This is a genomic window from Fodinicola feengrottensis (assembly GCF_010993775.1).
GTDB lineage: Bacteria > Actinomycetota > Actinomycetes > Mycobacteriales > HKI-0501 > Fodinicola > Fodinicola feengrottensis.
This window is the reverse complement of sequence record NZ_WOTO01000061.1, coordinates 1-24,807: the sequence shown is the minus strand read 5'-3', so window position 1 is coordinate 24,807 and position 24,807 is coordinate 1. Positions and strand designations below refer to the sequence as shown.

General features: G+C 68.5%; 32 protein-coding genes and 3 pseudogenes. 28 read left to right on the top strand and 7 right to left on the bottom strand.

Features of this window, described 5'->3' with window-relative positions; all coding sequences use genetic code 11:
• The first annotated feature begins 22 nt into the window (after window positions 1–22).
• The 4 genes from GNX96_RS39305 to GNX96_RS58715 all read left to right on the top strand — a co-directional run bounded on the left by GNX96_RS39305 (window position 23) and on the right by GNX96_RS58715 (window position 4,141).
• A complete protein-coding gene (locus GNX96_RS39305; RefSeq protein ID WP_163572761.1) occupies window positions 23–322 on the top strand; it encodes a WXG100 family type VII secretion target in 300 nt (99 codons plus the stop codon).
• 413 nt (window positions 323–735) lie between these two features.
• Window positions 736–2,259 (top strand): S8 family serine peptidase, encoded by a 1,524-nt coding sequence (locus GNX96_RS58725; protein WP_279582680.1) that lies wholly within the window; start codon window positions 736–738, stop codon window positions 2,257–2,259.
• A gap of 32 nt (window positions 2,260–2,291) precedes the next feature.
• A complete protein-coding gene (locus GNX96_RS58720; RefSeq protein WP_279582679.1) occupies window positions 2,292–3,425 on the top strand; it encodes a hypothetical protein in 1,134 nt (377 codons plus the stop codon).
• Window positions 3,422–4,141: a hypothetical protein gene (locus tag GNX96_RS58715; RefSeq protein ID WP_279582678.1), complete on the top strand. Its 720-nt coding sequence runs from the start codon at window positions 3,422–3,424 to the stop codon at window positions 4,139–4,141. Before GNX96_RS58720 ends, GNX96_RS58715 begins: the two co-directional genes overlap by 4 nt.
• A 211-nt stretch (window positions 4,142–4,352) precedes the next feature.
• On the opposite strand, the gene GNX96_RS39295 is transcribed toward GNX96_RS58715, so the two are convergent.
• From GNX96_RS39295 to GNX96_RS39285, 3 genes are read right to left on the bottom strand one after another with little or no spacing between them, the layout of a single operon-like run.
• Complete coding sequence (locus GNX96_RS39295; protein WP_163572760.1) at window positions 4,353–4,991, bottom strand: VOC family protein; 639 nt, start codon at window positions 4,989–4,991, stop codon at window positions 4,353–4,355.
• 15 nt (window positions 4,992–5,006) lie between these two features.
• On the bottom strand, window positions 5,007–5,198 hold the full coding sequence (locus tag GNX96_RS39290; protein WP_279582677.1) for a hypothetical protein: 192 nt from the start codon (window positions 5,196–5,198) through the stop codon (window positions 5,007–5,009).
• A 5-nt stretch (window positions 5,199–5,203) separates the two neighbouring features.
• The gene (locus GNX96_RS39285) at window positions 5,204–5,932 is read right to left on the bottom strand and encodes a hypothetical protein (protein ID WP_279582676.1); all 729 of its coding nucleotides are present in this window, start codon (window positions 5,930–5,932) and stop codon (window positions 5,204–5,206) included.
• 331 nt (window positions 5,933–6,263) lie between these two features.
• Between GNX96_RS39285 and GNX96_RS39280 the strand changes: the two genes are divergently transcribed.
• The 23 genes and pseudogenes from GNX96_RS39280 to GNX96_RS39195 all read left to right on the top strand — a co-directional run bounded on the left by GNX96_RS39280 (window position 6,264) and on the right by GNX96_RS39195 (window position 21,408).
• Window positions 6,264–7,535 carry a hypothetical protein gene (locus GNX96_RS39280; protein WP_163572757.1) on the top strand — a complete coding sequence of 424 codons (1,272 nt, stop codon included), beginning with the start codon at window positions 6,264–6,266 and terminating at the stop codon, window positions 7,533–7,535.
• A complete protein-coding gene (locus tag GNX96_RS39275) occupies window positions 7,427–8,281 on the top strand; it encodes a fibronectin type III domain-containing protein (RefSeq protein WP_163572756.1) in 855 nt (284 codons plus the stop codon). Before GNX96_RS39280 ends, GNX96_RS39275 begins: the two co-directional genes overlap by 109 nt.
• 51 nt (window positions 8,282–8,332) lie before the next feature.
• Window positions 8,333–8,755, top strand: a complete 423-nt coding sequence (locus GNX96_RS39270; protein WP_163572755.1) for a hypothetical protein — start codon at window positions 8,333–8,335, stop codon at window positions 8,753–8,755.
• Window positions 8,756–8,920: 165 nt separating this feature from the next.
• Window positions 8,921–9,169: pseudogene (locus tag GNX96_RS66040) on the top strand (EsaB/YukD family protein); the annotation flags it as partial.
• An 85-nt stretch (window positions 9,170–9,254) separates the two neighbouring features.
• Window positions 9,255–9,740 carry a hypothetical protein gene (locus GNX96_RS58710; RefSeq protein ID WP_279582675.1) on the top strand — a complete coding sequence of 162 codons (486 nt, stop codon included), beginning with the start codon at window positions 9,255–9,257 and terminating at the stop codon, window positions 9,738–9,740.
• Window positions 9,719–10,123, top strand: a pseudogene (locus GNX96_RS67465) (hypothetical protein); the annotation flags it as partial. The gene GNX96_RS58710 and the pseudogene GNX96_RS67465, both read left to right, overlap by 22 nt.
• A 122-nt stretch (window positions 10,124–10,245) precedes the next feature.
• Window positions 10,246–10,320 carry a hypothetical protein gene (locus GNX96_RS67460; RefSeq protein ID WP_452124504.1) on the top strand — a complete coding sequence of 25 codons (75 nt, stop codon included), beginning with the start codon at window positions 10,246–10,248 and terminating at the stop codon, window positions 10,318–10,320.
• A 1-nt stretch (window position 10,321) separates the two neighbouring features.
• Window positions 10,322–11,395 (top strand): annotated as a pseudogene (eccB, locus tag GNX96_RS67455) (type VII secretion protein EccB); the annotation flags it as partial.
• Between the two features lie 109 nt (window positions 11,396–11,504).
• The gene (locus GNX96_RS66035; protein WP_390624261.1) at window positions 11,505–11,741 is read left to right on the top strand and encodes a type VII secretion protein EccB; all 237 of its coding nucleotides are present in this window, start codon (window positions 11,505–11,507) and stop codon (window positions 11,739–11,741) included.
• Window positions 11,742–11,959: 218 nt separating this feature from the next.
• On the top strand, window positions 11,960–12,844 hold the full coding sequence (locus GNX96_RS39255) for an AAA family ATPase (protein WP_279582673.1): 885 nt from the start codon (window positions 11,960–11,962) through the stop codon (window positions 12,842–12,844).
• Window positions 12,841–13,011: a hypothetical protein gene (locus GNX96_RS58705; RefSeq protein ID WP_279582672.1), complete on the top strand. Its 171-nt coding sequence runs from the start codon at window positions 12,841–12,843 to the stop codon at window positions 13,009–13,011. The genes GNX96_RS39255 and GNX96_RS58705 overlap by 4 nt, the downstream gene beginning before the upstream one ends.
• The gene (locus GNX96_RS39250) at window positions 13,011–13,328 is read left to right on the top strand and encodes a hypothetical protein (RefSeq protein WP_163572754.1); all 318 of its coding nucleotides are present in this window, start codon (window positions 13,011–13,013) and stop codon (window positions 13,326–13,328) included. Before GNX96_RS58705 ends, GNX96_RS39250 begins: the two co-directional genes overlap by 1 nt.
• A gap of 12 nt (window positions 13,329–13,340) precedes the next feature.
• Complete coding sequence (locus GNX96_RS39245) at window positions 13,341–14,159, top strand: DUF58 domain-containing protein (protein WP_163572753.1); 819 nt, start codon at window positions 13,341–13,343, stop codon at window positions 14,157–14,159.
• A complete protein-coding gene (locus tag GNX96_RS39240; RefSeq protein ID WP_163572752.1) occupies window positions 14,156–14,794 on the top strand; it encodes a hypothetical protein in 639 nt (212 codons plus the stop codon). Before GNX96_RS39245 ends, GNX96_RS39240 begins: the two co-directional genes overlap by 4 nt.
• Complete coding sequence (locus GNX96_RS39235) at window positions 14,731–16,488, top strand: transglutaminase family protein (RefSeq protein ID WP_279582671.1); 1,758 nt, start codon at window positions 14,731–14,733, stop codon at window positions 16,486–16,488. Before GNX96_RS39240 ends, GNX96_RS39235 begins: the two co-directional genes overlap by 64 nt.
• Window positions 16,485–16,850, top strand: a complete 366-nt coding sequence (locus tag GNX96_RS39230; RefSeq protein WP_163572750.1) for a YbaB/EbfC family nucleoid-associated protein — start codon at window positions 16,485–16,487, stop codon at window positions 16,848–16,850. The genes GNX96_RS39235 and GNX96_RS39230 overlap by 4 nt, the downstream gene beginning before the upstream one ends.
• Entirely contained in the window at window positions 16,847–17,170 is a 324-nt protein-coding gene (locus GNX96_RS39225) for a hypothetical protein (protein WP_163572749.1), read from the top strand. The genes GNX96_RS39230 and GNX96_RS39225 overlap by 4 nt, the downstream gene beginning before the upstream one ends.
• Before the next feature lie 51 nt (window positions 17,171–17,221).
• Window positions 17,222–17,824, top strand: a complete 603-nt coding sequence (locus tag GNX96_RS39220; RefSeq protein WP_452124503.1) for a WXG100-like domain-containing protein — start codon at window positions 17,222–17,224, stop codon at window positions 17,822–17,824.
• Window positions 17,825–17,920: 96 nt separating this feature from the next.
• A complete protein-coding gene (locus GNX96_RS39215; protein ID WP_452124502.1) occupies window positions 17,921–18,334 on the top strand; it encodes a TPR repeat region-containing protein in 414 nt (137 codons plus the stop codon).
• Window positions 18,265–18,945, top strand: a complete 681-nt coding sequence (locus GNX96_RS39210) for a TPR repeat region-containing protein (protein ID WP_452124501.1) — start codon at window positions 18,265–18,267, stop codon at window positions 18,943–18,945. Before GNX96_RS39215 ends, GNX96_RS39210 begins: the two co-directional genes overlap by 70 nt.
• On the top strand, window positions 18,942–19,601 hold the full coding sequence (locus GNX96_RS39205; RefSeq protein WP_163572745.1) for a hypothetical protein: 660 nt from the start codon (window positions 18,942–18,944) through the stop codon (window positions 19,599–19,601). Before GNX96_RS39210 ends, GNX96_RS39205 begins: the two co-directional genes overlap by 4 nt.
• A gap of 290 nt (window positions 19,602–19,891) precedes the next feature.
• Window positions 19,892–21,043, top strand: a complete 1,152-nt coding sequence (locus GNX96_RS39200) for a TPR repeat region-containing protein (RefSeq protein ID WP_163572744.1) — start codon at window positions 19,892–19,894, stop codon at window positions 21,041–21,043.
• 149 nt (window positions 21,044–21,192) lie between these two features.
• Window positions 21,193–21,408, top strand: a complete 216-nt coding sequence (locus tag GNX96_RS39195; RefSeq protein ID WP_163572743.1) for a hypothetical protein — start codon at window positions 21,193–21,195, stop codon at window positions 21,406–21,408.
• A 526-nt stretch (window positions 21,409–21,934) separates the two neighbouring features.
• Here GNX96_RS39195 and GNX96_RS39190 read toward each other — a convergent pair.
• The 4 genes from GNX96_RS39190 to GNX96_RS39175 form a co-directional block, all read right to left on the bottom strand.
• Window positions 21,935–22,696 carry an HNH endonuclease gene (locus GNX96_RS39190; RefSeq protein WP_279582670.1) on the bottom strand — a complete coding sequence of 254 codons (762 nt, stop codon included), beginning with the start codon at window positions 22,694–22,696 and terminating at the stop codon, window positions 21,935–21,937.
• Window positions 22,596–23,180, bottom strand: coding sequence for a DUF222 domain-containing protein (locus tag GNX96_RS39185; RefSeq protein WP_163572741.1), 585 nt, complete (start codon window positions 23,178–23,180; stop codon window positions 22,596–22,598). Before GNX96_RS39185 ends, GNX96_RS39190 begins: the two co-directional genes overlap by 101 nt.
• 134 nt (window positions 23,181–23,314) lie before the next feature.
• A complete protein-coding gene (locus tag GNX96_RS39180; protein WP_163572785.1) occupies window positions 23,315–23,491 on the bottom strand; it encodes a YbaB/EbfC family nucleoid-associated protein in 177 nt (58 codons plus the stop codon).
• A gap of 105 nt (window positions 23,492–23,596) precedes the next feature.
• Window positions 23,597–24,016: a YbaB/EbfC family nucleoid-associated protein gene (locus GNX96_RS39175; RefSeq protein WP_279582669.1), complete on the bottom strand. Its 420-nt coding sequence runs from the start codon at window positions 24,014–24,016 to the stop codon at window positions 23,597–23,599.
• Between the two features lie 120 nt (window positions 24,017–24,136).
• Between GNX96_RS39175 and GNX96_RS39170 the strand changes: the two genes are divergently transcribed.
• On the top strand, window positions 24,137–24,807 hold a 671-nt coding region (locus GNX96_RS39170; protein WP_163572739.1), incomplete at its 3' end, for a S8 family serine peptidase.

Here is a 24,807-nt window from a genome sequence, read left to right as displayed (position 1 = left end):
AACCTGAGAGCGAGGATTTGTCATGGGCGCACAGTACGAGGTCGGCGGCAACGTTTCCGGGCTGCAGAACCTGGCGTCGGACCAGCAGAGCTACATTGGCCGGTTCAACGGCATCCTGAACGAGATCAACTCGGCCGCCAAGGACACCCTGTCCAAATGGGACGGTGGCTCCTCCGAGGGTTATTCCAAGCAGCACCAGGAATACGACGCGCACTTCACCCAGGTGCAGAGCGCGTTCAACAAGCTCGTGTCGGCCACCGACGGCGCCGCCAGCAACTACTCCGCGCTGATGGGCAAGCTCAACGGGCTGTTCGGCGGATAGCGCTCCCGATTGGCAAAGAAACCGCCTCTGAGGTCGTACGAACACAACTGAACAGATCCGTCCAGGATCTCCCCGAGTAGAAGGTGGAGTGGCCGCCCCAATCCGGCCGCTCCACCTTCGCCTTTTTCCGAACATTAAAGGACCCTGTTCTGAATCCAAAGTTTTCTTGGTCTGTTGTTGATCACCGCAAAACAAACACGATCCAGTGATTCGGGTATTTGTTCTTTTTCACTTTAAAACCGACCAATTCCGCTCAGCCGATTCGCCTATTGTGCTGCGCTCGTACGCCGGGCAATAGTCACTCCGGACCTGGGTCTTTATCCCGGGTTCTGGCAATTTTTTTCTTCCGCGGTGAGGGGACGAGGCGGCGAATGCACTCGGCAAAAAGAAGGACCAGAACGGTCGTCAGTGCGGTGGCACTGGCGGTCACTATTCCGTTCGCGATCGGGCAGCCCGCGACCGCGGGCCCGTCGACCGTGAAGCCCGCTTCCGCGAGTGGCGCCGACCGCGCCGTCGTGGTCGTGCTGCACGACCAGCTGGGTGCCAACCCGGCGACCAAGGCGCAGTCGTCCAACCGCAAGGCCAAGGCGACCAGTGCCCAGGACGCGGTGTTGGGCCGGCTGTCCGGCGCGAAACCGTCGAAGGTCAAGCATTTCGCGCTGGGTAACGCGTTTTCCGCGACCGTGACGCCGGATCAGGCGGCCGCGCTGGCCGCTGACCCGTCGGTCGCGGCGGTCCTTCCCGACTCCAAGGTCCAGCTGCCGGCGCCGACCGCCGGCCCGGCCGCGGGCGCGAGCACCGGCACCTCGGCCAAGGCCGCGACGCCTAATGACGCGCCCGGGGCGATCTGCCCGGCCGACCCGAGCAAGCCGCTGCTGGAGCCGGAGGCGCTGACCTCCATCCACGCCGCCAGCACCGACGGCAGCAAGAGCGCCGCGGACCTGGCGTCCGGTGCCGGGGTCAAGGTCGCCTTCCTGGCCGACAACATGAACCCGAACTACGCGGACTTCATCCGGCCCGACGGCAGCCACGTTTTCGCCGACTACCAGGACTTCTCCGGGGACGGGCCGAACACGACCGACGCCGGGGCCGAAGCGTACGGTGACGCCTCCTCGATCGCCGCGCAGGGCACTGTCGTGCACGACCTCTCCAAGTTCGTCAACCAGGCCCACCCGCTGCCGCCGGGCTGCAACATCCGGATCCGCGGCGTGGCACCGGGCGCCAGCCTGGTCGGCCTGAACGTTTTCGGCTCCACCGCGACGAACTCCGCGGTCCTGCAGGCCATCGACTACGCGGTGACCGTCGACCACGTCGACGTGATCAACGAGTCGCTCGGCCTGAACCAATACCCGGACAGCAGCTCGCGCGCGCTGTTCCAGGTCTTCAACGACCAGGCGGTCGCCGCCGGGATCACCGTCACCGCCTCCAGCGGCGACGCCGGCATCACCGGCACGATCGGCTCGCCGGCCACCGACCCGCTGGTGATCTCCGCCGGCGCGACCACGGACAACCGGCTGTACGCGCAGACCACGTACGCGGCTTTCCCGTTCTCCAACGGAAAATGGATCAGCGACAACATTTCCGCGCTGTCGTCGTCCGGCCTGACGCAGGGCGGCCGTACGGTCGACCTGGTGGCGCCCGGCGAGGGTAACTGGTCGGACTGTGAGCCGACCTACGCCGAATGCCGGACGTTCCAGTCGCCGACGCAGGGCGCCGACGTGCAGTCCTTCGGCGGTACGAGCGAGTCGGCCCCGCTGACCGCCGGCGTCGCGGCGCTGGTCATTCAGGCGTACCGCGGCACCCACAAGGGCGCCTCGCCGTCTCCCGCGCTGGTCAAGCAGCTGATCACCGGCACCACCCCCGCGACCTCGGCCTGCCGGCCGACGAGCAGGGTTCGGGTCTGCTGGATGCCCGCGCCGCCGTCGAGGCCGCGCTGACCGCGCCGGGCAGTTCCCGCGCCCCGGCCGGCGTGAGCTCCAACATCACCCTGTCGACCAACCAGGTCACGTTGTCCGGCGCGCCGGGCAGCACCCAGTCGAGCACGGTCAAGGTCACGAACGTGGGCAACAAGGCGTTGACGGTGGCCGGTGGCACCCGTGGTTTCGCGCCGATCTCGTCGGCCCGCGCCAGCACCGCTTTCGACTCCTCCACGTTGCCGACTTTCTCTTACTACAACGGAGCCACGTGGGCGTACAAGAAGGTCACGTTCACCGTGCCGGCCGGTTCGCAGCGGCTGTTCGAGCGGATGGCCTGGCAGGGCAGCCCGAAGACCGTCAACGGTGCGTCGGTGACCCCGGTCGTACGGATGACGTTGTTGGCTCCGGACGGCACTTTCGTGGCCAACAGCCGGCCGCAGGGCGGTCCCGCGACGGCTAACTACGCCAACGTGGACGTACGTTCTCCCAAGGCCGGCACGTGGACCGCGGTGCTTTACTCGCTGGCCGGCGCGGGCGGCTTACACCGGCCCGATCCAGCTCGCCACCGACAACGAGCGCACTGTCCCGTACGGGCAGATCAGCCCGGCGAACTTCATCCTCGCGCCGGGTGCCAGCAAGCAGGTCAAGGTCTCGATGACCACGCCGGCCAGCGGTGGGGGGACGCCGACTACTCGGCGACTTTCGCCAGCTCCGACGGGCACCAGACCTCGGAGTCGGTGATCCTGCGCAGCCTGATCCCGACCAACCACGGCGGCGGTACGTTCAGTGGCGCCATCACCGGTGGCAACGCGCGGGCGCAGTCGCCGGCGCAGACCTTCAGCTACCAGTTCGACGTGGCGAAGGGGCACCGTGACCTGGATGTCGCGCTGACGCTGGCAAAGGACGCCGGTGACCTGGTCGACGGTATCCTGATCGACCCGAACGGCGAACTCGCCGACGTGAACAGCAACGCCTCGCTGGACCCGTCGTACCAGACGGTCACCCAGGGCAAGGGTGTCCAGCTGTTCGACGCGAACCCGCTGCTGCCCGGCCGCTGGACTTTCGTGGTGGTCGTACAGAACCCGGTGACCGGTTCGGACATTTCCGAGCAGTTCAACGGAACCGTCGGCTACGACAAGGTGGACGTGAAGGCCGCGGGCCTGCCGCGTCGGCGCACACGACCTTGACGGCGGGCAAGGCGACGCAGGTGCCGGTGATTGTGCACAACACTGGAGTCGAGCCGATCGCGGTGGGCGTGAACGCTCGTACGAACACGGTGCAGACCATCCAGCCGGTGGCCATCCAGGGCAACACCACGGTGGACCTGCCCGAGGTCGGCTCCAACGCGCCGGTCTACTCGGTGCCGCCGGACACCAGCAAGCTCAGCGTCGCCACGTCTTCCAGCGTGCCGGCGCAGATCGAGCTGCAGGGCTCGGCCGCGGGCATCGACGTGCTCGGTGACCTGCAGGCCGCACAGAACGGCAGCACGGTCTCGATCGCCACGATCTCCGAGCACACCGGATTCATCAGCAAGGGAATCTGGTTCGGCAGCGTCCAGGAAATCGGCCCGTTCGGCCCATCCGGTGCTCCGTCCGGCACGGCGTCGTACACCGCGTCGATGCGGACCGCTGGCTTCGACAAGGCAGTCACCTCGTCCACCAACGACCCGTACGCGAATTCGGTGGACCCGAACGGCGGCTTCGGCGCGCCGGCGGTCATCCAGCCGGGCGCGAGCGCGGTCGTGATGGTGACGATCACGCCGAACGGCGCCAAGGGCTCCACGGTCACCGGCCACCTGAACCTGGTGACGGTGCCGACCCTGCCGACCGGCGCGACCGGCATCCCGTTCGAGGGCACCGGTGAGGTGATCTCGGTCCTGCCGTACACGTACAAGATCGGTTAGGTTTTCGCTCTCCAGTAGGTTTCGCGTTCCAGTGCGGCGGCGGGGGTCTCCTCGTCGCCGCACTGGTACGTCCGAGGCCAACCTTCCGGGATGCCCGGTGTTGATCTTGGTTAGTTGGCCCACCCATAACGGGCATCAGTCCGGAATGTCGTTTTCGTACGGGCCAACTAACCAAGATCAACAACACCGACCGCCGCGCGCATCGCTGCCGCTAGGTGAGGGTGACCCAGCCGTGTGGGGTCTGGAGGGTTGCTGTGAGGCTTTCCTCGGCGCCGGGTCGTACGGGCAAGGTCACCCCGAGAGCGGCCAGTCGCGACTCGGCCGCCGCCGGGTCGGGATGGGTGGCGATGAGGGACGTCAGGTCGACGGCGGGCAGGTTGGCGTCGGCCGGGTGGGTGGTGGTTCCCCAGTCGATCAGGAAGGGCACGATGCCCTGCCGGTCGCCCGACGCCGGCGTGGTGAGCCGCCATTGCAGCAGGTCACCGGCCGGAGTGCGGCGGGACAGTAGGCCGATCGAGCCCGGGTCGTATCCGGCCGTACGCGCCTTGGAGACCCGCTCTTCGAGATCCGTCGCGCGTACGGCCCAGGTGACCAGCGCGGTGGTGGACAGGTCGTCGATGCCGAAAGGACGCGGCGCGCGCGTCCGCGTGGGCTGGTCAGGATCCGGGCCGATGATCTCCAGGTAGCGCCGGCCGCCGAGGCCGGCCAGGAAGTTGCGGGTGCCGCGGCCGACGTGCCGGCCGCCCTCGGCCGGCGTGATCCCGGTCAGCTCGGCGAACCGGCGGACGGTCGCCGCGAGGTCGGCGGTGGCATAGACCAGGTGGTCGAAATCCGGGTCAACGGCCGGCATCGGGCTCCTTGGAGGTCAGGTCGGTTTGAGTACGATCCGGGCGGGGCGGGCGACGAGCGCCACCAGGACGCCGATCAACGCGCCAAGCGACGTACCCACCAGGGCATAGCCGGCGGAGGCGCCGACCGTGAACCAGAAGTCGATCGTCGAGCCGTCGCCGTCGGTCGGGAACAGGAGTACGGGCAGCCAGCTGATCAGGTCGATCACCAGGCTCAGCCCGCCCGGCAGCAGCCCGACCAGCAGGCCGGCGCGGACCGGGTGCCCGGCGACCGCGGCGGACCGCACCACGCCGCCGGCACGATCGCGGCGACGCAGATGGCGGTCGCCAGGACCTCCACCACGACGTTGATGCCGATCGCGATCGGCTGCAGCTCGGCAATGCCCAGCTGCAGCCCGTACACCAGCCAGTGCAACAAAATCGTCGACGTGAGAGCGCCGACGAACCGGAAGGCCAGCGCGGTGAAGACCGCGACCATGACCGCGCCGAGCGCGACCTGGATGGGCCGGACCAACGCCACCAGGCCGTAGATCAGGGCCCCGATCAGGATGTTGAGCAGCACCGCGAAGCCCTGCGGCGCGCCGGTGTTGACGATGACCACGCCGCCGGCGATCGCCGCCGGCACGAAACCCACGGCCAGCGAGACGAGAATCGTGGCTACCGGCGCGGGCAGCTGGCGCAGCCGCCCAAGGACCAGCAAAGACACCGCGGCCGCTCCGATGCCGGCCGCGACCGACATGGCGTTTGTGCTGGTCAGGCTGATAATTCGGTTGTTCGCGAAGAACGGAAAGGCGTAGAGGAAGAGCAACGTGAGCAGCACCAGAAGCAGACTGAGGACGACGGTTACACCGGCCGTACGGGTCAGCTGGCGCGAGTCCAAACGGTGCGACGGGGGCACGGGTGTGGGCCTGAGATACGGGGAAAAAAAAACACTGGTGGTCATGGTGCTGCGCTCCTGGGGTCAAAAGTACGCGGCACGAGCGTACTGACCCCGGCCAAGCTCAGCCCAAGATGGCGCGGCAGCACCTGGTGGAGGGCAGAATGTCGCAAAGGTGCTGACCTGCAGCTGACTACACAGCGAATGCGGGACATCTCCCGCGTCTGGTTCCGTAGAGTCCCACGCGTGGCTGACCTGAGTGCGTCCGAGCAGCTCGATGCCGGTCGACGGCTCGTTGCGACCAGCGGGGCGCGGCGGCGCCGGCGGCTGGTGTCGCCGTTGATCGCCGCCGTGGCGAGCCTCGGTCTGGTGGCGGCAGCGGTCAGCGGTCAGCGGCGTGGTGGCGCCAACCTCGGGCGCGCGGTTCGCGCCGACCGGGCACTGGGTATACAACGTGGCCAAGCAGACCGCCTTCCACGTCGACGGCGCGACCGGTCAGGTCGACGCCGGCATCGACGTACAGTCCGAGCCTGGTACGCAGGTTGTCCAGACCGACACCGACGGCTACGTCGTCGGCCACTCCAAGGTCGTCCAGTTCGGCAAGTCGAACCTGCGGGTCAGCAGCACGACGGCGGCGCCGGCCGCGGAGGAACCGCTGGCGATCGAGGCGACCGGCGGGTCCTATCTGATCTATCGCAGCTCCGGCAAGATCGTCCGGCTCGGCGCATCCGCGCAGGTCGTCACCGTCGGCGACGCGATTGGCGACCCGGTGATCGGCCGCGACGGCACGATGTGGATGCTGCACACCGGCAGCGGCCTGCTGTGCGAGCTGCCCAAGACGGCTGTCAGCACCACCACCTGCCCGGGGCATCTGCCGGCGGGACACGGCGGGGCGCTGACCACGGTCGCCGCAGCCAGCCCGCGGGTGTTGGACACCACCGCGGGCACGCTCTACCCGCTCGGCGCCCATGGGCTCGGCACCGGCAGGCCACTGGGCGTACCAACCTCAGCCGCGACCCGGCTCTCGCCAGCCGACGCGAACGGTCGGTTGCCGCTGCTCGACCCGACCGGTCGCACGCTCTATCTGGTGGACCCGGACAGGCCCGCCCAGCCGATCCAGGTGCCGCTGGGCGCCGGCCGGTACGCCGGACCGCTGTCCAGCGGCCCGTTGGTCGCGATGGTCGACGTGACCAGCGGGACGTTGGTCACGTACGACAATCAGGGTCACCGCAAGGACGCGAAGCCGATCCCGGCCAGCGACGGCATGCCGACGATGACCAGTGGCGCCGATGGCCGCGTCTATGTGCAGAACGGCGCCGGTACGCATTTGCTGGTGGTCGGCAAGGACGGCACCATCAGCGACGCGCCCGTCATCGGTACGCCAGCGCCGACGGGCAGCCCGCAGCCATCAAGTCCGCCGCAGACGCCGGCTCCGCCGCTGTCTTCGACGCCGCCACCGGTGCCGCCACGGACATCGCCCCAGCCGCCCACCGAACCCGGTCCGCCGACGATCCAGGCGCCGCCGCCGCAGGGGGGCCGCCGCCGGCGGTGCCGGCAACCGTGCCCGGCGCGCCACCCGGCGTCTCCGCGGCCGCGGGTTCCGGGTCGGCGACGGTGCGCTGGAGTGCCGCGGTCGCGAACCGTGCGACGATCAGCGCATATGTCGTGACCTGGCGAAACTCATCCGGCGCGACCGGTTCCCAGGTGGTCGCGGGGTCCGCTCGTACGACCACTGTGTCCGGGTTAGGCAACGGCGTGGCGTACACGTTCAGCGTCGCCGCGCGCAACCGGGTGGGCGACGGGCCGGCGGCTGCCGCGGCCGCGGTGACGCCGTTGGCCGCGGCCGCGGCGCCGGGCGGCCTCTCGGTCACGACTGCCGGGACGACCGCGACGCTCAGCTGGTCACGACCGGCGCTCAACGGCGGCTCGCTGGTGCGCTACCAGGTCAGCGCGACTGGCGTGGCGAGCCGTTCGGTGACCACCGAGAACGCCACGGTCAGCGGCCTGGCCAAAGGCAGCAGCGTGACCTTCACGGTACGGGCGATCACCCAGGCGCCGGACGGGCGCACCCTGACCGGCGCGGCCGCGAGCCGGACCAAAGTGCTCCCGAGCCAGACGCTGACGGTCAGCCGCGGGACGCACGACTGCTCGTCGCAGTATCCGCAGCAGGACTGCTATCGGATGCACGTGGTGCTCCAAGGCTTCAGCCCGAACACGCACTACGAGATCAAACCGCATTCGGACGATGCGTCGTACAGGAACCCCGGTTCCGGGCAGGACACGGACTCGAACGGTTACCAGGAGTTCGACGCGTTTGAGTACTACGGAACGGGCCACTACGTCTGGGTGACCGCTGAGACGCCCGACGGCACCGTTGTCGCCACGTCCAACCGCATTCTTTGGGGTGACTGGTGAGCGTCGCGTACGACCGTCGTTAACCCCTCTGCCTGCCACCACGGAGTCGCCATGTCGGGACCGCCCGAGACCTCGCTGCGCAGCGTGCCCAAGATCGTCTGGGTCGCCGCCCTCGGCATGCTGGTACAGGCGGTCGCGACGATGTTCGTCACGGCCTATCAGTTCAGCGACGCCGGCCAGCAGGCCCAGCACGGCCGGGTCACCACTGGGTTCGAGTACGTGCTCCTGGCCGTCAACCTGGTGGTGGCCGTGCTGCTCGCGGTCGCGTTCACGACCCTGCTGTCGCGGCGGCCGCGGGCGCGTACATTCGCGGTCGTCCTGGAGGCGGCCGGGATTCTGGAGAACGCCGTCAACGCCTTCGCCGGCCACCTGTATTCGCTCACGCCACTGTTCGTCGCGGTCGCGGTCATCATCGCGCTGCTGACCCATCCGACGGTCGGCGGGTGGCTCACCGCGGCACCCGGTTCGCGCTGACGTTGTGTCCGTGACCGCAAGCTGCCGCATGGGTTCCGGCCGTCGTCCTCGGCCCGATGATGGGTGAGTCCGGCCAGACGGGCGGGACCGACCGGCAGGTTGCTGCCGCCCGCACAGAGCCGACGTGGCAGGAAAACAAGGGAATTCCAGAGGACGAGCGGTCTGATGAACAACGGTCTGGTGAACAAAGTCAATCTCGTGAAGGTGACCGTCGCGGCGCCGTCGCGGCGCATCGATCTCGCGCTGCCGGAACGGTCGCCGCTCGCCGAACTGTTGCCGGGCCTGCTCCGGCACGCCGGTGAGCAGTTGCCCGACGACGGCGTCGCGGCCGGCGGTTGGGCGCTGTGCCGCGCGGACGGTACGCGCCTGGATCGGACGAAGTCGCTGTTCGCGTTGCGGGTGATGGACGGCGAGGTCCTGCATCTCGTACCGGCCCGGACGGACTGGCCTGAGCTGGAGTACGACGACCTGATCGACGCGGTCGCGAGCGGCTCGGCCGGTGCCTCCAGCGCCTGGACTCCACGGCACACCCCGATGGGCGGGTTTCGCCGGCAGCGGTGTCATCGCCGCGCTCGGGCTGGCGGCCGTACTGCGCGCCGGCCCGCAGTGGGGTTTCGCGGCGCTGACCGCGCTGGCCGTCGCGCTGGTGCTCATCGCGTCGGCGATCGCGCTCGCGCGTGCGGCCGGCGACGCGCGGGCCGGGGCCGTACTCGGGTCTTTGGCGTTGCCGTACGCGTTCGTGGGCGGTGGCCTGCTTTTCGCTGGCAACCTGCCGTTGACCCAGCTCGGGGCGCCGCACGTGCTGGCGGCCAGCGCGGCGCTGCTGCTGGCCGCGATCGCCGGGTTGTTCGGCGTCGTCGACCGGGCCGCGTTGTTCACCGCCGCCGCGACCGCCGGCGTGCTGGGCATCGTCGGCGGCTGGCTCGCCACCGGCACCGCGGCGAACGGCGCGGCGCCGCGGCGGTGGTGGCAGGCCTCGGGCTGATCATCTCGCCGGTCTTCGCGCCGCTGTCGATCTGGATGGCGCGGATGCCGCTGCCCGTCCTGCCGCGTACGGCCGGTGACCTGCTCAACGACGACCCGCTGCCGCCGCGTTCGTCCGTGTACGCGTCCGTGCTGCGCGCGGACTCGCTGCTCACCGGGCTGGTCTGGGCGCTCGCGGCGACCGCGGTCATCGGCAACGTCCTGCTGGTCGTGCAAGGTGGTACGGCCGGGGTCGTGCTCTCGGGCGTGCTGAGCATCGGCTTCCTGCTCCGGGCGAGGCTTTACCCGATCGTGCGGCAACGCTCGGCGCTGCTGGCCGCGGGCCTGGGTTGCCTGGCCTGCTCCACCAGCTGGATGTTGGTCGCGACGCGGGCGTACCTGCTGGCCATCGACGTGCCGATCCTGATCCTGCTCGCGGTCGTCGTGGGGCTGGTGGCCCGCTGGCACAGCACGCACGCGCGGCGAGCCCGTATCTGCCGCGGGCGGCCGAGATCTTCGAGATCTTCGTGGTGCTCTCGGTCGTACCGATCGGCTGCTGGGTCCTTGGCCTGTACGGGTTGCTGCGCGGATTGGCGGGTTGACATGGCGTCCAAACGCGACCAGCTCCAGGCCCACCAGTTCCAGATCCAGCGGGCCGTCTCGGCGCTCGTGCTGCAGGAGAGCGACCCGGAGCATCCGCCGTTTCGCCGGGTCGGCGGCGCGGCCGTGGCCGGCCTCGTGCTCGGCGTGCTGTCCCTGGTCGCGGCCGGTGTCTTCGGCCTGATCTTCCCGGGCGGCAACTCCTCCTGGAAGGACGGCAACTCGGTCATCGTGGAGAAGGAGACCGGGACAAGGTATGTCTACCTCAACGGTGAGCTGCATCCGATGATCAACTACTCGTCGGCGCTGCTGGCGCTGGGCAAGCACGCGGAAACCGCCAGCGTCTCGCACAACTCGCTGGTCGGGTTCACCCGCGGTCCGCAGATCGGCATCCCGGACGCGCCGGACGCGCTGCCCGGGCCGGACCGGGTGGTCGGCGATTGGACGCTGTGCTCGGAGCCGACCACCACCACGGCGACCGGCGCGGCGACGGTCAGCTCGGTGCTGCTGGTCGGCGCGCCACCGGCCAGCGGCTTCCCGACCGGCCAGCGGTCCATCCTGGTCAGGGCCGCTGGAAATGGCACGGAATACCTGATCTACCAGGGATATCGGCACCTGATCGACAGCCCGGAGACGGTGAACGTGGGCCTCGCGGTCGGGTCCGTCCAGGTCGCCACCGTCAGCCCGGCACTGGTCGAGTCGCTGCCGCAGGGCGACCCGATCGCGCCGATCGCGGTCGCCGACGCGGGCAAGGCGTCGACGGCGGTGCCGGGCCGGTCGGACATCCGGTCCGGGGCTTTGTTGACCATGCAGACGCCCGGCGGTGGGGCGCAGCACTACCTCGCGAGTACGACGCAGCTGCAGCCGATCTCCGAGCTCGCGTACGACATCCAGCTCGCCTACCCGCCGACCGCGAAGGCGTACCAAGGTGACCCGTTCGGGATGGCGCTGAGCCCGAACATCGCCTCCGGCGCGCGGATGGCGACGCCGACCGCGGTTACCGAGTCGTCGGCGCCGTCCGTGCGGCCGGACTTCGTCTCGATCGCCGACCAGACGACCGTGTGCCTCGGCTTCGCGTCCGGGTCGTTCGTTCCGGACGTGTCGGTCGCGGACGTTCTCCCGGCACCGGACCGCCAGATCGCGACCGCCGGTCGTACGCCCGGGCGGCGTCGCTCTCGCCGACTATGTGTACGTGCCGCCGGGCCAGATCGCGGTCGTCGAGGTGATGCCCAGCCGTACCGCCCTCGCCGGCACCCTCGCCGTCGTCACCGACCTTGGCATCGGCTATCCGCTGGCCAGCCGGGACGTGCTCGGTTGGCTGGGCTACGACGGTGTGACGCCGGTCAAGGTGCCGGCAGCCCTGATGGCCCGGCTGCCGCAGGGGCCAGGACTGTCGCAGGGCGCCGCGATGCAGCGCGGATGACCCACCTACGTCCTGGAAACCGAAGGCGGGCTGGCTGTGACTTGATCGCCCTTGACTCGTTCTCCTCGTCGACGGTCTTTGATAGCCAGCTTCGGAAGGGATAACTCGGTGCCGAGTGGTCATACGGCTGAGTTGATTGTTCTTGGGGATAAGCCGTGGATTTTGGATACCATGACCGGACGTTGTATCCGGTTGGCGTGGGTGTTGGGGAAGCTGCGATGGGGGTCCGGGTGAACCAGCCTGACCTGACGAGTCAGAGCGGCATGCCGCCGAACGGCGCCGCGCCGAACCCGGCGACCCAGGCCGCCGCACAGAGCGTCTACGAGCGGATCGCCGCCAACGTGCAGACCGTTGTAAGAGGCAAGCCGCAGGTTGTCCGGCTGGCGATCTGCGCGCTGCTCGCCGAGGGCCATGTCCTGATCGAGGACGTGCCCGGGCTGGGCAAGACGACGATTGGCCGCTGTCTCGCCCGCAGCATTGGCGGGACGCTCAGCCGCATCCAGTTCACGCCGGACCTGTTGCCTGGTGACATCACTGGTGTGCAGGTGTATCACCAGAATCTGGAACGCTTCGAGTTTCATCCGGGTGGGGTCTTCGCGAACGTTGTTCTCGCCGATGAGATCAACCGTGGTACGCCGAAAACTCAGTCGGCGCTGTTGGAGGTGATGGCTGAGCGGACCGTCACGGTCGACTCGGTGCGGCATGAGGTGCCGCGGCCGTTCCTGGTGATCGCGACGCAGAACCCGATCGAGATGGAAGGCACGTACCGGCTGCCGGAGGCACAGCTCGACCGGTTCCTGATGCGGATCGAGGTCGGCTACCCGGACCTGGAGACCGAGGTCATGGTGATCCGCGGCGAATGCGCCGGCTTCGGGCCGGACACGCTGAACCCGGTGGTGTCGCTGGCCGAGCTGTACGCGGCTGTCCAGCACGTCCGCGGGGGCACATATCGACGACGCGATCGTGCGCTATGCGGCGCAGCTGGCCAGCGTCACGCGTACCCATGCCGACCTGCGCTATGGCGCCAGCCCGCGCGGCAGCATCGCACTCGCACTCCCGGGCGGCGCAGGCGTTGGCCGTCACGTACGGAAGGGCGTTCGTGACGCCGGACGACATCAAGGAAGTCGCCGTGCCGGTGCTCGCGCATCGGCTGATCCTGACGCCGGAGGCGGAGCTGAACCAGCGCGACCCGGCCACCATCGTCGCCGAGGTGCTGGCACACACCCCGGCCCCGACCCGGGTCGGCGGCAGAGCGGGTACGGAAAGCTGATGCCCCGGCTGACCCGCCGCGGGGTCGCGCTGCTGGTCGCCGTCGTCGTCGTTTTCGCGGCCGGTCAGCTGCTCGGCTTCGCGGTCCTGCTCGCGCTCGCCGGCGTGGGTGTCGGCGCGCTGGTGGCCGCCCTGCTGGTTGGTACGCATCGGCCGAAAGTCGAGGTGACGCGCGAGGTCTATCCAGACCGGGTCTCGCGCGGTGGCGCGGCGATCGCGCGGCGCGGGTGCAGAACCCGGGCACCCGCTGGCAGGCCGGTTTCACCGCCGGGGACTGGATCGGCGAGCGGTTCCGCCAGGTCGTCGTGCGGCCGCTGAGGCGCGGCACCAGTGCGCACTACACGTACGAGCTGCCGACGGACGTACGCGGAAAAACACCTGGTAGGTCCGCTGACGCTGGACCGTCAGGACGCGCTCGGCCTCGGCCACAGCCGGGTCAGCACCGGTGCGACCGCGACCCTGTGGGTGCTGCCGCGGACCCTGCCGATGCGCGCGATGTCCCGCGGCCGGCTGCGTTTGCACTACGACGGCGCGGCAACGCCGTACTCCCTGCGCGGTTCGATGGACCTGCGCGAGGTCCGGCCGTACGTGCCGGGCGACGAGGTTCGGCATCTGCACTGGAAGGCGACGGCGAAGACCGGCCAGCTGATGGTCCGCGAGTACGTCGACCCGAACCAGCCGCGGTTCACCGTCCTGCTCGACTCGCGCTCGGAGACGATGCCCGCGCACGTTTTCGAAGACGCCGTGGATGTGGCGGCCTCACTCGTCATCTCGGCGCGGTTCGCTGACTACGGCTGCCGGCTGCTGACGACCTGCGGCATCGACTCGGTTTCCAGGCCCGGCGCCCGAGCGCTGGGCCGGCGGATGCTCGACGAGCTGTGCCTGCTGGGCCGCGGCTCGGACAGCGCGGCCCCGCTGGTGCCCGACCGGATCGGCGGCCGCGAAGGCGGCGGTCTCACCCTGGTGGTGGCCGCGCTGACGGCCGCCGACCGCGCGGCGCGCGTCGCGGCCGTACGATCGACATTCGCCACCGTCGTGGTGATCGCGCTGGGGTCCACCGAGATCGCGCCGATCGCCGGGGTGAGCGTCCTGCGCGCCGCGACCGCGGACGAGGCGGCGGACCGCTGGAACACGGCCGTCACCCGATGAAGGCGCGCGCGCGCGCGGTCCTGGTCCTGCTCGCGGCCGGTGTCGCCGGGCTGTTTTTCTCGCCGATCTTTGGCTTCTGGGCGGTCTTACGCCCGGTCGCCGCCGTTCTCGTCGGCTGCTACCTCGCCGTGGAGTTGAGCGTACGATTCCCGCCCCTGGCCGTCTTGCGGGCGCCGCTGGTGATGCTTGGCGGCCTGCTGGGAGCCGTCGAGAGCGAGCTGTTCGCGACCACGGTGTTCGGGCTGCCGACCGACGCGACCATTCGTGGCCTGGTCTTGGGCATCACCCAGTCCTGGCAGCTCACGCTGCAGTCGACCTGGCCCGCGCGGCCCGATCCAGCGGCGCTGCTTTTCGTCCCGCTGGCGGTCGCGCTGGCCGCGCTGCTGGGCGTCGAGCTGGTCCGCTGGGCGCCAGCCGCGCTGCTGCCGAGCCTGGTCGTGGTCGGTTTCAGCCAGGCGTACCTGCCGCTGACGGGATGGGCCGCGGCCGGCGGCGCCTGCGCCTACGGCGGTGTCGCCGCGGCTCTGCTGATGGTCTCGCGCGACACCGCCTTCCTGCGCTCGGCGAGCCGGTGGGGCGTCCGGGTGTGGGCGCCGACGCTGGTCCTGGGCCTGGTCGGCGCGCGATCCTGGTGACGCTGCTCGATCCGGTCACCCCGGTCCTGTCGCTGCGTCAAACCCAACCGTCCGCGGCGCCGGTGATCCTGACCAGCCCGCTCGACGACCTGGCCGCGAACCTGCGGGAGCCGGACGTACCGGTGTTCACGTACACGTCGACCGGGCACGTCGACCGCTGGCGGCTCGCCGTCCTCGCTGGCTTCGATGGTGCCAACTGGTCGTCCAGCGCGGTGTTCCGGCGGATGGGCGCCACGGTCGCGCTGCCCAGCGGCATCACCGTGCCGACCACCAGCCGGGCCGCGACCGTCTACCTGCCGGGCGCGACCGGGCAGACCGATCAAAGCGACCAGAATGCCTGGTGGCTGCCCAGCCAGCCGCTGCCCACGTCGGTGGCTGGTACGACGCCATGGCTCGACCAGAGTTCCGGCGTCTTGGTGGCGCACGACCGCCCGGCCTCGACCAGCTACCGCCTGACCTGGCGTGAGCCCGAGGTCAGCTCGGCCGCGCTGGCCGGCGCCGCGGTCGACCCGCACGCCGACGGCGGCTTTGGCGGGCTCGGCGAGATCCCACCTGGCATCTTCGACCTCGCGACCAGTGCCGTGCATGGCATCCGGCCGTCCTTCCAGGCTGCCCTCGTGCTGGAGCGGTTCCTGGCCGACAACTACAAGGTCGCGACCGGAAAGGACCTGCCGACCGGCGCCGCCTGGCCGCAGCTGACGAACTTCCTGTTGCAGAGCAAGCGCGGCACCAGCGAGCAGTTCGCCGCCGCGTACGTCGTGCTGGCCCGGCTGCTGGGCATCCCGGCCCGGATCGCGGTCGGCTACCGCGGCGAGGTTGCGGCGCCCGGGCTGCCGATCACCGTGCACAACCGGGACGTGCTCGCCTGGCCCGAGGTGGCGGTGGCCGGCGTCGGCTGGGTGCCGCTGGATCCGACCCGTACGGCCGCCGGCTCTGGTGCGTCGGTGGCCGCCGACAACAGCCTCGCCGCCGCCGCCGACAAGGCGCGCCAGGATCTGCCGCCAGTCAAGCAACTCCGCGACCCGCCGCTGCCTCCGCGCGCCGATGACGGCGGCCGGCCACCGGTCATCAGCCTCGGGTGGATCGTGCCGGGTTTGGTGCTGCTGCTGGCTTTGATGGCCCTCGTCCTGATCGGCATTCCGGTGCTGAAGGCCCTGCGTCGGGTACGCCGGCGGCGGGCGACGGGTCTGGACGGTGTCGTCGCGGCGTGGGCCGAGGCACGGGATCTGTTGCGGTCACACGGTTTGGCGGTCGCCGCCGGCATGACCCCTCGGGACGTGGCCGCCGCCTGCGATCGTGGCGAAGGCCCGCCGGTTGGCGCGCACGTCCGGGTTTTGGCCGTGTTGCTGGATTCCGCGCTCTGGTCCGGCGCCGCGACCCAAGCCGGCGCGGTGGAAGGCGCGTGGTCAGCGGTGCTGCTGGTCCGCCGCGGCCTGGCCAGCCAGCCAGCCGCTGTTTTCCCGTATTCGGGCGACTTTGCGTCCGGGCAGCCTGTGGTCTCCAGCCGCCGGGAAGACTCGTACGCGACGGCTTCCCACCGCGCTTGGCCGACGGGTCCGTGGGTCCGTGCCGCGCGCGCTGGTGGCGGAATAGTTCAGGACATAACGGCAGAAGCTGGCGCCATCGGGAATGACTGGCCACTAGCTGCCACCGGTCGTACCAGTCGCGGGCGCGACGGCACACTGCGAGCATGACCGGATCCCAGGAAGTCGCCCGGCGGCGCTCGGCTTTGGCGGCGATCGCGGAGAGCGCCGAGTCGCCGGACGGCCTGGTCGCCGCGACTGTCGGCGAGTGTGGCGAACTACGGTCGCTCTGGCTGGACCCGCGCGTCTACCGCAACCGTGACGCGGCCGAGTTGGCCGGCGACATCCAACAGACCGTCAGGTCGGCCGCGGCCTTGGCCCGCCGGCGGGCGTACGAGATCCTCGAACCAGACCTGCCGCCTGGCGCCACCGTCGAGGACGCCGACCTCGTCTTCGACCCGTTGTTGACCGCGATCGACAAGATCACCGGCACGCGTACGGCGGCGCCCCCGTCCTGCTGGCGGCGGGCATGACTGCTCCCGGCGCGAACATCGATGTCGAAAGTGCCGCCGCCATGATGTCGAGCCTGCGGGCCGCGGCCGACCAGATCAACACGCAGTGGGCCAGCGCCAAGGGCCAGATCGGCTCGTGGGAAGGCCAGCTCGGGCGGGACGATCTCGGCCAGTTGTTCATGGCCAAATACCGGCCGGCCGCGACGGCGGTCGAGCAACAGGCCCAACAGCAGGTCGACGCCGGTGAACGCCTCGCGACGGTCGGCGCGCAAAGCGTCCAGCTCTACCAGGCCGCGGACGCCCAGGCGAAGCAGGGATTTCCCGGCGCTCCCACTCACTAGCTTTCACCGCGCTCAGCCAGCGAGGTCAAAAGTCGAGCTGGGGCCGGTCCGATCAGAGGATTCAGATGCCGCTCACCCCGGTGGACCCGACGGGTTCGACCACCACCACCGCCGCCGTCGCGCGCTCGCTTTCCGTCCGGCGCGCTTTGGGATGCCGTGGTCGGATACATCGGTTCGAACCCGTGGCCGCTGGACTCCGAGCAGAACGCCGGCCATCTCGCACAGACGTGGGACGGCGTCGCCCAGTCGCTGAGCGGCGGCACCCGAACCATCTATCCGCTCTCCCAGCAGGAAAGCCAGGCCTGGCCAGATGTTGCGGGACAGTCCATGCATGACGGGATGATTCGGCAGGTCGAGCAGTTGGAGAGCGCGTCGCAGCAGGCCCAGAGCCGCTCGATGGCGGCGAACCGGTACGCGCAGGTGCTCACCACGACCAAACGCGGGATCAGCGACACGATCCAGCAGTTCGACGCCGCGTACCAGCAGATTCCCAACAACATCCTGTTCGCTGCCTTCCGGCAGAGTTTCGTCCTGGGCGTGGCGATGCGGATCGCTGGTGTTCTCAGTCAGGCGCGTACGGATTTGCAGGCCGACGAACCAGCCGCGCCGCCCGCGCCCTCGATCATTCCGGCCGGGGCAGCACAGCGCCGCTGACGTTCTGAAGCGCGCCGCCGACGCAAAGGCGAGCCCGCAGGAGATCGCGGACGCGCTCGCGCTTATCAAGAAGATCGACGACCACGCGCGGCGGCCCTGCCACTGGACGGGAAGCACAGCCTCAGCCCGGCCGAGCTGAACGAGCTCACGAATATCTATGGGACACTTGACAAAGACGTCACCAAGCTCCCGGATGTCCTCAAATCCGTCCCCGGTGTGGACCCGGCCATCGCAGACAAGACACTCGGCGACGGTCTTCTCGCGCTGTCCAACGAAAAGCTCGGCGGCGGGATGACCGCCGGTGGGGATCCGGCGCACCCGCGGTTCGGTCTTCCCGCCGGGATCCGCGACCTGGTGACGCAGAACCCGATCACGTCGGTGGCCTCGGCGTCCCTCGCGATCGGGCAGGAACCCTCGGCTCGGCTGACCGACGAAGCCGGCTGGAAGGGGCTGTCGACCCTGCTCGGAGCGTCCACCCTGACGGGGGAACGGAGTTCTCCAGTGACCTGACGAAACGGGCCGCGGACATCGCGGCGGCACAGACGCGAGCGACCCCGACGAGCCACCTGCTCGGACTCGAAGTCAACGAGAACCACGGCGAGGGCCTGCTGGGAGACAAAAACGGCACTTCCGAGGTGCTGCAGAACGTCCTCACCGCCTCGACGCGGAACCACGACGCGGACGCCGGGCTGCTCAGTACGGTAGGTCCGGACGGAAAAGTCAACGCCAGCCCGGACGCGGGCAAGCTGCTGTCCGACCTGACGACGTACAAGTGGAGCGATGGCGGCAAAGCCGCGTCGGGTCTGGTCGACTGGGTCGCGGCGGGTTCTCAACAACCGCACAACTCGGCGGAATACCTCGACGCGCGTAATGCCTCGATCGGCGTCTTCCAAGCTGTCGGCGACGACCACAACACCAATGCGATTCTCGCGGGTGTCGAGCACAACGCGGGATGGGCGAACGGCCTCGGTACGGTCCGAGCTCCTGGCCGCACGCGCTGGGCGGCTCGGCCGGCGACAGCCCGACCGGCGTCGACGGCGACGGGTTGCAGATTTCCGACCGGGACGCCAACCGGCTGCTGGGCGTGGTCTCGACCAACCGCGACGCGTACAACGCCGTGAGCCTCAAGATCGGCGACTACGAACATGGCGTGATCGACCAGATCACCCACGATCGTGGCCTGACCGGCAACGCGCCGCTCACGTCAGCCCAGCAACTGCAGGTCGAGGAGCTGTCACGGCTGGAAGCACGTGTCGTCGGCGCACCGCATCTTTTGCAAGACCATTACAACGACGTCGCGGCCGCGGACGACAAGCAGGTCACCTTCTGGCTCAACGAAGGAAAGACGGGTCTGCAGTTCGCCACCGGTGTGCTGCCGACTCCGGCCGCCCCGATCGCGAGCCTCGGCGGCGTTGGCGCGATCGTCGACTATTTCAACAACCCGGCCAATCATGTGCCGCAGCCGACCATCGACCCGGCGGTCCAGGACCATCACGGTTACGACTATGTCGGCGGCTATACCAACGAGGCGACGTACAACTACGCGTCGAGCCTCGTGCGCGATGGCCACGTACCGCAGAATTTGCAGCCTTTCATCGACCATACACAGCCAGCCGGCACACCGCCGCAGCTGCGCCGGCTTGAGTCGCTGAGCAGCGAAGAGCGCCAGGCGTTGGAGGGGGCCGTCCGTGACGACAACGGCGGGGCCTTCATCGACAGCTATGGCGGCAACCTCGGCGACGCGTACACGACCGAACGGCGTGACGGTCACTTTTAGGTTCTCCGCACGAAAGTCACGCGGCAGCTGCCTTGCGGTACGAGGCAGCTGCTGCTCTCGTTTGGCTGCTGCGATGGGTGGGTGGACGGACCAGCAAGGTCACAGCCCTGGCAGCACAGCGTGTCCTACGTACTGAACCGGGCGGCGATGGGAGAGAACGTCGATCCGGCCGAACTGAACAAAGCGCTCGCGACCCTCAAGGATCAACGACAAGGCCGGCGACGCGCTGAAGAACGGCGAACATTTCAGCACCGCCGACATCAACTTCCTCGACCAGTCGCTCGGCGCGATTGGTCCCAACCCTGACCACACTCCCTGGCCTGCTCAACGGCCATCCCGGCGCCGCTGGAATCATTGGCGACAGCATTCTGGCGCTGTCCAACCAACAACTCGGTGGCGGCGCGCTTTCGCTCGCCGCCACCCCGGACAACCCCGGCTATGGCCTGCCGCTGGCCATCCATGACCTCACGGCGACGCCAAACCAGGTCAGTCTTGTTCCCAGCCCGAATCCGGCGGGCGCCCAGTCGACCGCCACCTATCTGTTCGCCAACAATGAGGCGTGGCGCGGACTGTCGACGGCGCTGGGTGCTTCGACGCTTACCGGCGGCACGGAATTCTCCAGCGACCTGACCAGGCGAGCGGCCGAGTTCGCCCACGTCGGTACGGAAATCGCTGCCACGCCCTGGTTCGCGCCGGTTCTTGGAGAGGGCCTCTTCGCGAAATCAAACCATGATGCCCTGTCCAACAGCCTTCAGGACATCCTGTCCGCTTCCACTCGTAGCCATGACGCCGACGCTCAGGTGTTCCTCGCACCGGACGGCGCGAGCACCTATCACACATTCGCCGACTTCGACTGGGCCGACAAGGGAAAGGCGGCTGGTGGCCTGACGAACTGGATCGCGGATGACACCATCGCCGCTCACCAGCACGGTACCGAAGACCAGCCCGCGAACGACGCGGCCGCGAAACCTATCCACCTCATCACCGATGGCGGTTTCCGGGATGGGGGCAGTGACCAGCAGCTTTTCCACGATTTCTCAAAGAACCCGGAGCTTGCCACCAGTCTTGGCCGGGTGGCGCAGGCCAACGTCAGCGCGTTCACCGAGCCGGCCGCCCAGAACAGCAACACGGGTGTGGTTGGTGGACACCTGGAGATCGGCGCGGACGCTCGAAAGGATCTGCTCACCCAGATCGGAGCCAAGCCGGAGGCGCTGCACGCGTTCGCCGGCGCGGCTGGCTCGCAGGAGCAGCAGCTGATCCATGATCCGGATCTGTCGCCCGGCGCGAGCGCTTACCGCAGCAGAATTCTCGAGGAAACCTTTACAACGCTCAGCAGGAGGCACAGCACCAGCACACTCTCGCGGCCGACCATGTCAGGGCCGAGAACGCGAGCGACACCGGGCGCGCGATCGCGGTCGGCAAGGCCATCGCGACCAAAGTGATCACCAAACTTCCTGGCGTCGGAACGGTCGCGTCGGTGATCGCTGGCACCGAATGGAAGGACGCGGTCTCCCACGACGCCGGGAGCGGCGTGGCGCCGTTGTAGGCTCTGAACAACACCGACGGTGGCGCGTCGGAGGCGAATATCGCCGTGCAGTACGTCAACGCCGGGCGTATCCACGGCGCGTACGTCCCGCCCGACCTCTATTCGGGGCAGGTCGACGCGAACAACGTTCCGCAGCTCCGGACTCCGCTGTCGGCGGCGGACCAGGGCCGGCTGCTGGATTCCCTGTACGGTTCCGATAGTCAGGACTGGAGAGACGCCAAAGCGGGGTCCTCGCCCACCGAGCACCAGGGCGGCCACTGACACTTCTGGACGGGTCCTTTTGCTTGCCAGCTCATCCCTGTCGCGCAGGGTCTGGCGCGCTACAAGACGGCATTGATTTAATTGAACCGCTCCGGCTTTGTGGAGACCTGATCATCTCCCTCCAACACCGCGATCCGCGCGTCCGACTCCGACCCCGCCGCTCGGCTCACCCGAGGGCCGCGTCCCCTTGCCGTCCTGCCGCACCCAGTGCCGCAACGTCTCAGCATTCACGCCAAGCTGCTCCGCCCGCGCGATCGCGCCACCCCCTCACCAAGCTCAAGCGCCATCCCACCGCGCGAACCTTCAACTCCGCCGGATATCTCATCGCCGCTGCCATACCGTTCATCCTTCCCGGAACGGTCGGCCTCCAACGAACCCGGGTGATCCATAGAGACCGCTCTGGCTGTGTATCGAAGGAAACCCTTGCCCACTCCACGGCGTTTGTTCCACTACGACACGGCCGGCTTAGTAGAGCAGGGTTGTGGGCCGCCGGGCGTGGTGGTGCCCGGCGGCCGGGTGGATTTTTCTATGCGGCGAGTTGGTTGATGCCGCGGATGGGTCTTCGTTCGCGGTCAACGTAGGCGGGCGGTAGGAATTCAACGATTCCGTCGACGATGCGTACGTCCCAGCCACCGTGGTGCACTAATCGATGGCAGCGGTCGCACAGGAGTACGCAATTGTCAAGGCAGGTATGCCCACCATCGGCCCAGTGCTGCACGTGGTGCCCCCGCGTCCAGCGGGGTGGTCGGCCGCATCTGGCGCAGCCTTTGTCTCGCGCTATCAAGGCTTTGCGTAGGGCTGGTGTGATGAGTCGTTCGTTGCGCCCGACATCAAGGGGCACGCTGTCGCTGCCCAGCACGATCGGGATGATGTCCGCGTCACAGGCAAGCCGTCGGACGCCTTCTGGGGAAATCGGTGCGCCGCTGTGTGGGTATGCGACTCCGAGGCGGTCGCGGAGCATGTCCCAGTTGATGGTGATGGTGAGATGCGGCCGCTCGGCGCCCTGGACGGGGAGTTTCCCGGAGTCCGCGATCAGATTCAACGCTTCCGCGAGCGCGTCCCCGTTGCGTTCGGACACTGACCGCTGATCAGGGGTGCCATTCTCGGCGGGGCGGGGTTTGGCCAGGGGGCTCAGAATTTCACTGAACAAAGTGCCGGTTTCCCCCCGTCGAACGAGCCACTGAAGTTCAGGCGTCCGTCTGTCCCGGTGTGCAAGGACAGTTCGCGGCGTGGTTTCTCGTTTTCGTGTTCGGACGGCGCCGGTCCGTCGGGGGGCCCAGGTGATCATGGATCCGTCGCCCGACTTTGGCTAGGCCTGGTGCGGTGTACCGTTTCGCGTGCTCCACCAGCGACGCTTCGGCTTCCTCACGGTCCTTGATGGTCACCCTGGCCGGGAGCCTGGTCACGACCCCAACAATCGTGTCGATCTGGGAGTCCGCGAGTTCCCCGCGGCGCATCGCCTCACTCGCGATGCTGAGTGTGGGTGCGAGTGTTTCCCCGGTCAGGGCTTGGCTGGGGCACAGGTTCAGGGCCCGTTTGTAGCGGCGGGATGCCTCTGTGGGGGACAGTCGAAGGAGGTCTTGCAGCATGCCCAGGGTGTTGCGGTGCCCGAGCGTCTTGCCGACGTTTCCCCGGTGGATCGCCGCGACAATGTCCAACACTTCGACCTGCAGTAGCCAGACCGCTTTTTCTTTCTCCTGCAGCAACTCACCCAACTCGTCCGGGTCACACCTCCAGAGCTCTGGAGAGGTGACTTCGTCGCCGGCGGCCATGACATTAATTAATTCTACCGCCGGCACCGACAATATGGCCGCGTACGGGTGATCAGGAATTGGATACTTTCACAATAACCCCAACGAAACATAGAGCGCGCGCGTTCAACTCCTGCGAGTTGGGGGCGAACCCATCAGATGGACGGCGCGATTGACGCGGCGGCGCGGATGGTCTGGGTGATGGCGGCGGCCAGTGCGGCGGAGTCGCTCGTACGGTAGACGCGGTCGTCGAGTTCTAGTTCGACCACATCGCCGCTGGAGTTGACGGTGGCGGCCACGAGACCGTCCGGCGACTCGGCGGTCGCCTCCAGTTTCTCAGCACCAACTCAGCCTTCGGACGCCCCACTCCCCGCCATGAACAGAAATCCCACACTTACTTAATGGATTTCAGACGCAGGACAATAGAGCGCGCGCGTTCAACTCCTGTGAGTTGGGCGGCGAACCTCATCAGATGGATGGTGCGATTGTTCCTGTGACTGCGAAGCGACTGACCGACTGACCGATAGTGATTTACCAGGAGCGGGCGAGGTCGGATTTTTCCGGCTGGTTGGCGAAGAGAGCGTTGGCGCGGGTAGCCATGATGCGCTCGAGGTCTGCCGCGGCGGCGCGGATGGTCTCTGGGTGATGGCGGCGGCCAGCGCGGCGGAGTCGCTCGTACGGTAAACGCGGTCGTCGAGTTCCAGCTCGACCACATCGCCGCGGGAGTTGACGGTGGCGGCCACGAGACCGTCCGGCGACTCGGCGGTCGCCTCCAGTTTCGCGCTCTCGTCGCGAAGGGTGCGGAGTTTGGTCGCAATCTCCGCGATGCTGGCCAGGTGCTGCGCGGTGGAATGCAACGAGTCTCCCGGTCGCTCGTACGGACGTCTGTGCGCATGATCTTTCCAGGTAGGCCACCGGATTCCGGGTCTTGACCGGTAACTGCCACGCCGGGTTGAAGAGCCCGCTGAGGCCCGATGATGGCAAACCATGAGGAGACTTGCGGCATTGGCCGCCGCGGCGCGGCGGTGATAGCGGCGCTGTCCCTTCCGGCGTCGGTTGCCGCCGCGCCGCCGGACGGTGCGTGCAACAACCCGTCGCCGTCCCGCCCGGTGATCACGCAGCTGCCGTGGGCCCAGCAGCTTTTCGACCTGAGTACAGTCGCGGTCGTCGACTCCGGCGTGGACGCGGATCATCCGCAGCTGCGCGGAGCCGTCCTGCCGGGCCGGGATTTCTATTTGGTGGGAACGCTTCCCGGCAACTACGACTGCGCTTCGCACGGTACGGCCGTCGCGTCGATCATCGCCGCGCGGGCGGCCAGTGGCGTCGGTTTCGAAGGCATCGCGCCGGGCGCGACGATCCTGCCCGTACGCATCGTCGACGACGCCCAGTCCGATTCCGGCGAGGCGACGCCGATCGATCCGAACATCGTCGCGAAAGGCATTCGGTACGCCGCCGACCAGGGCGCCAAGGTCATCAACCTTTCGCTGGCTGGTTACGGAAACTACGGGCAGATCCAGGACGCCGTGAAATACGCGGCAAAGAGCCTTGATGCGTTTGATTGTCCGCGCGGTGGGCAACAGGGCAAGGCGCAGACCTCCCGGACCGCGATCTCTTTTCCCCGGCCGGGCGTATCGGGAGTGCTGGGCGT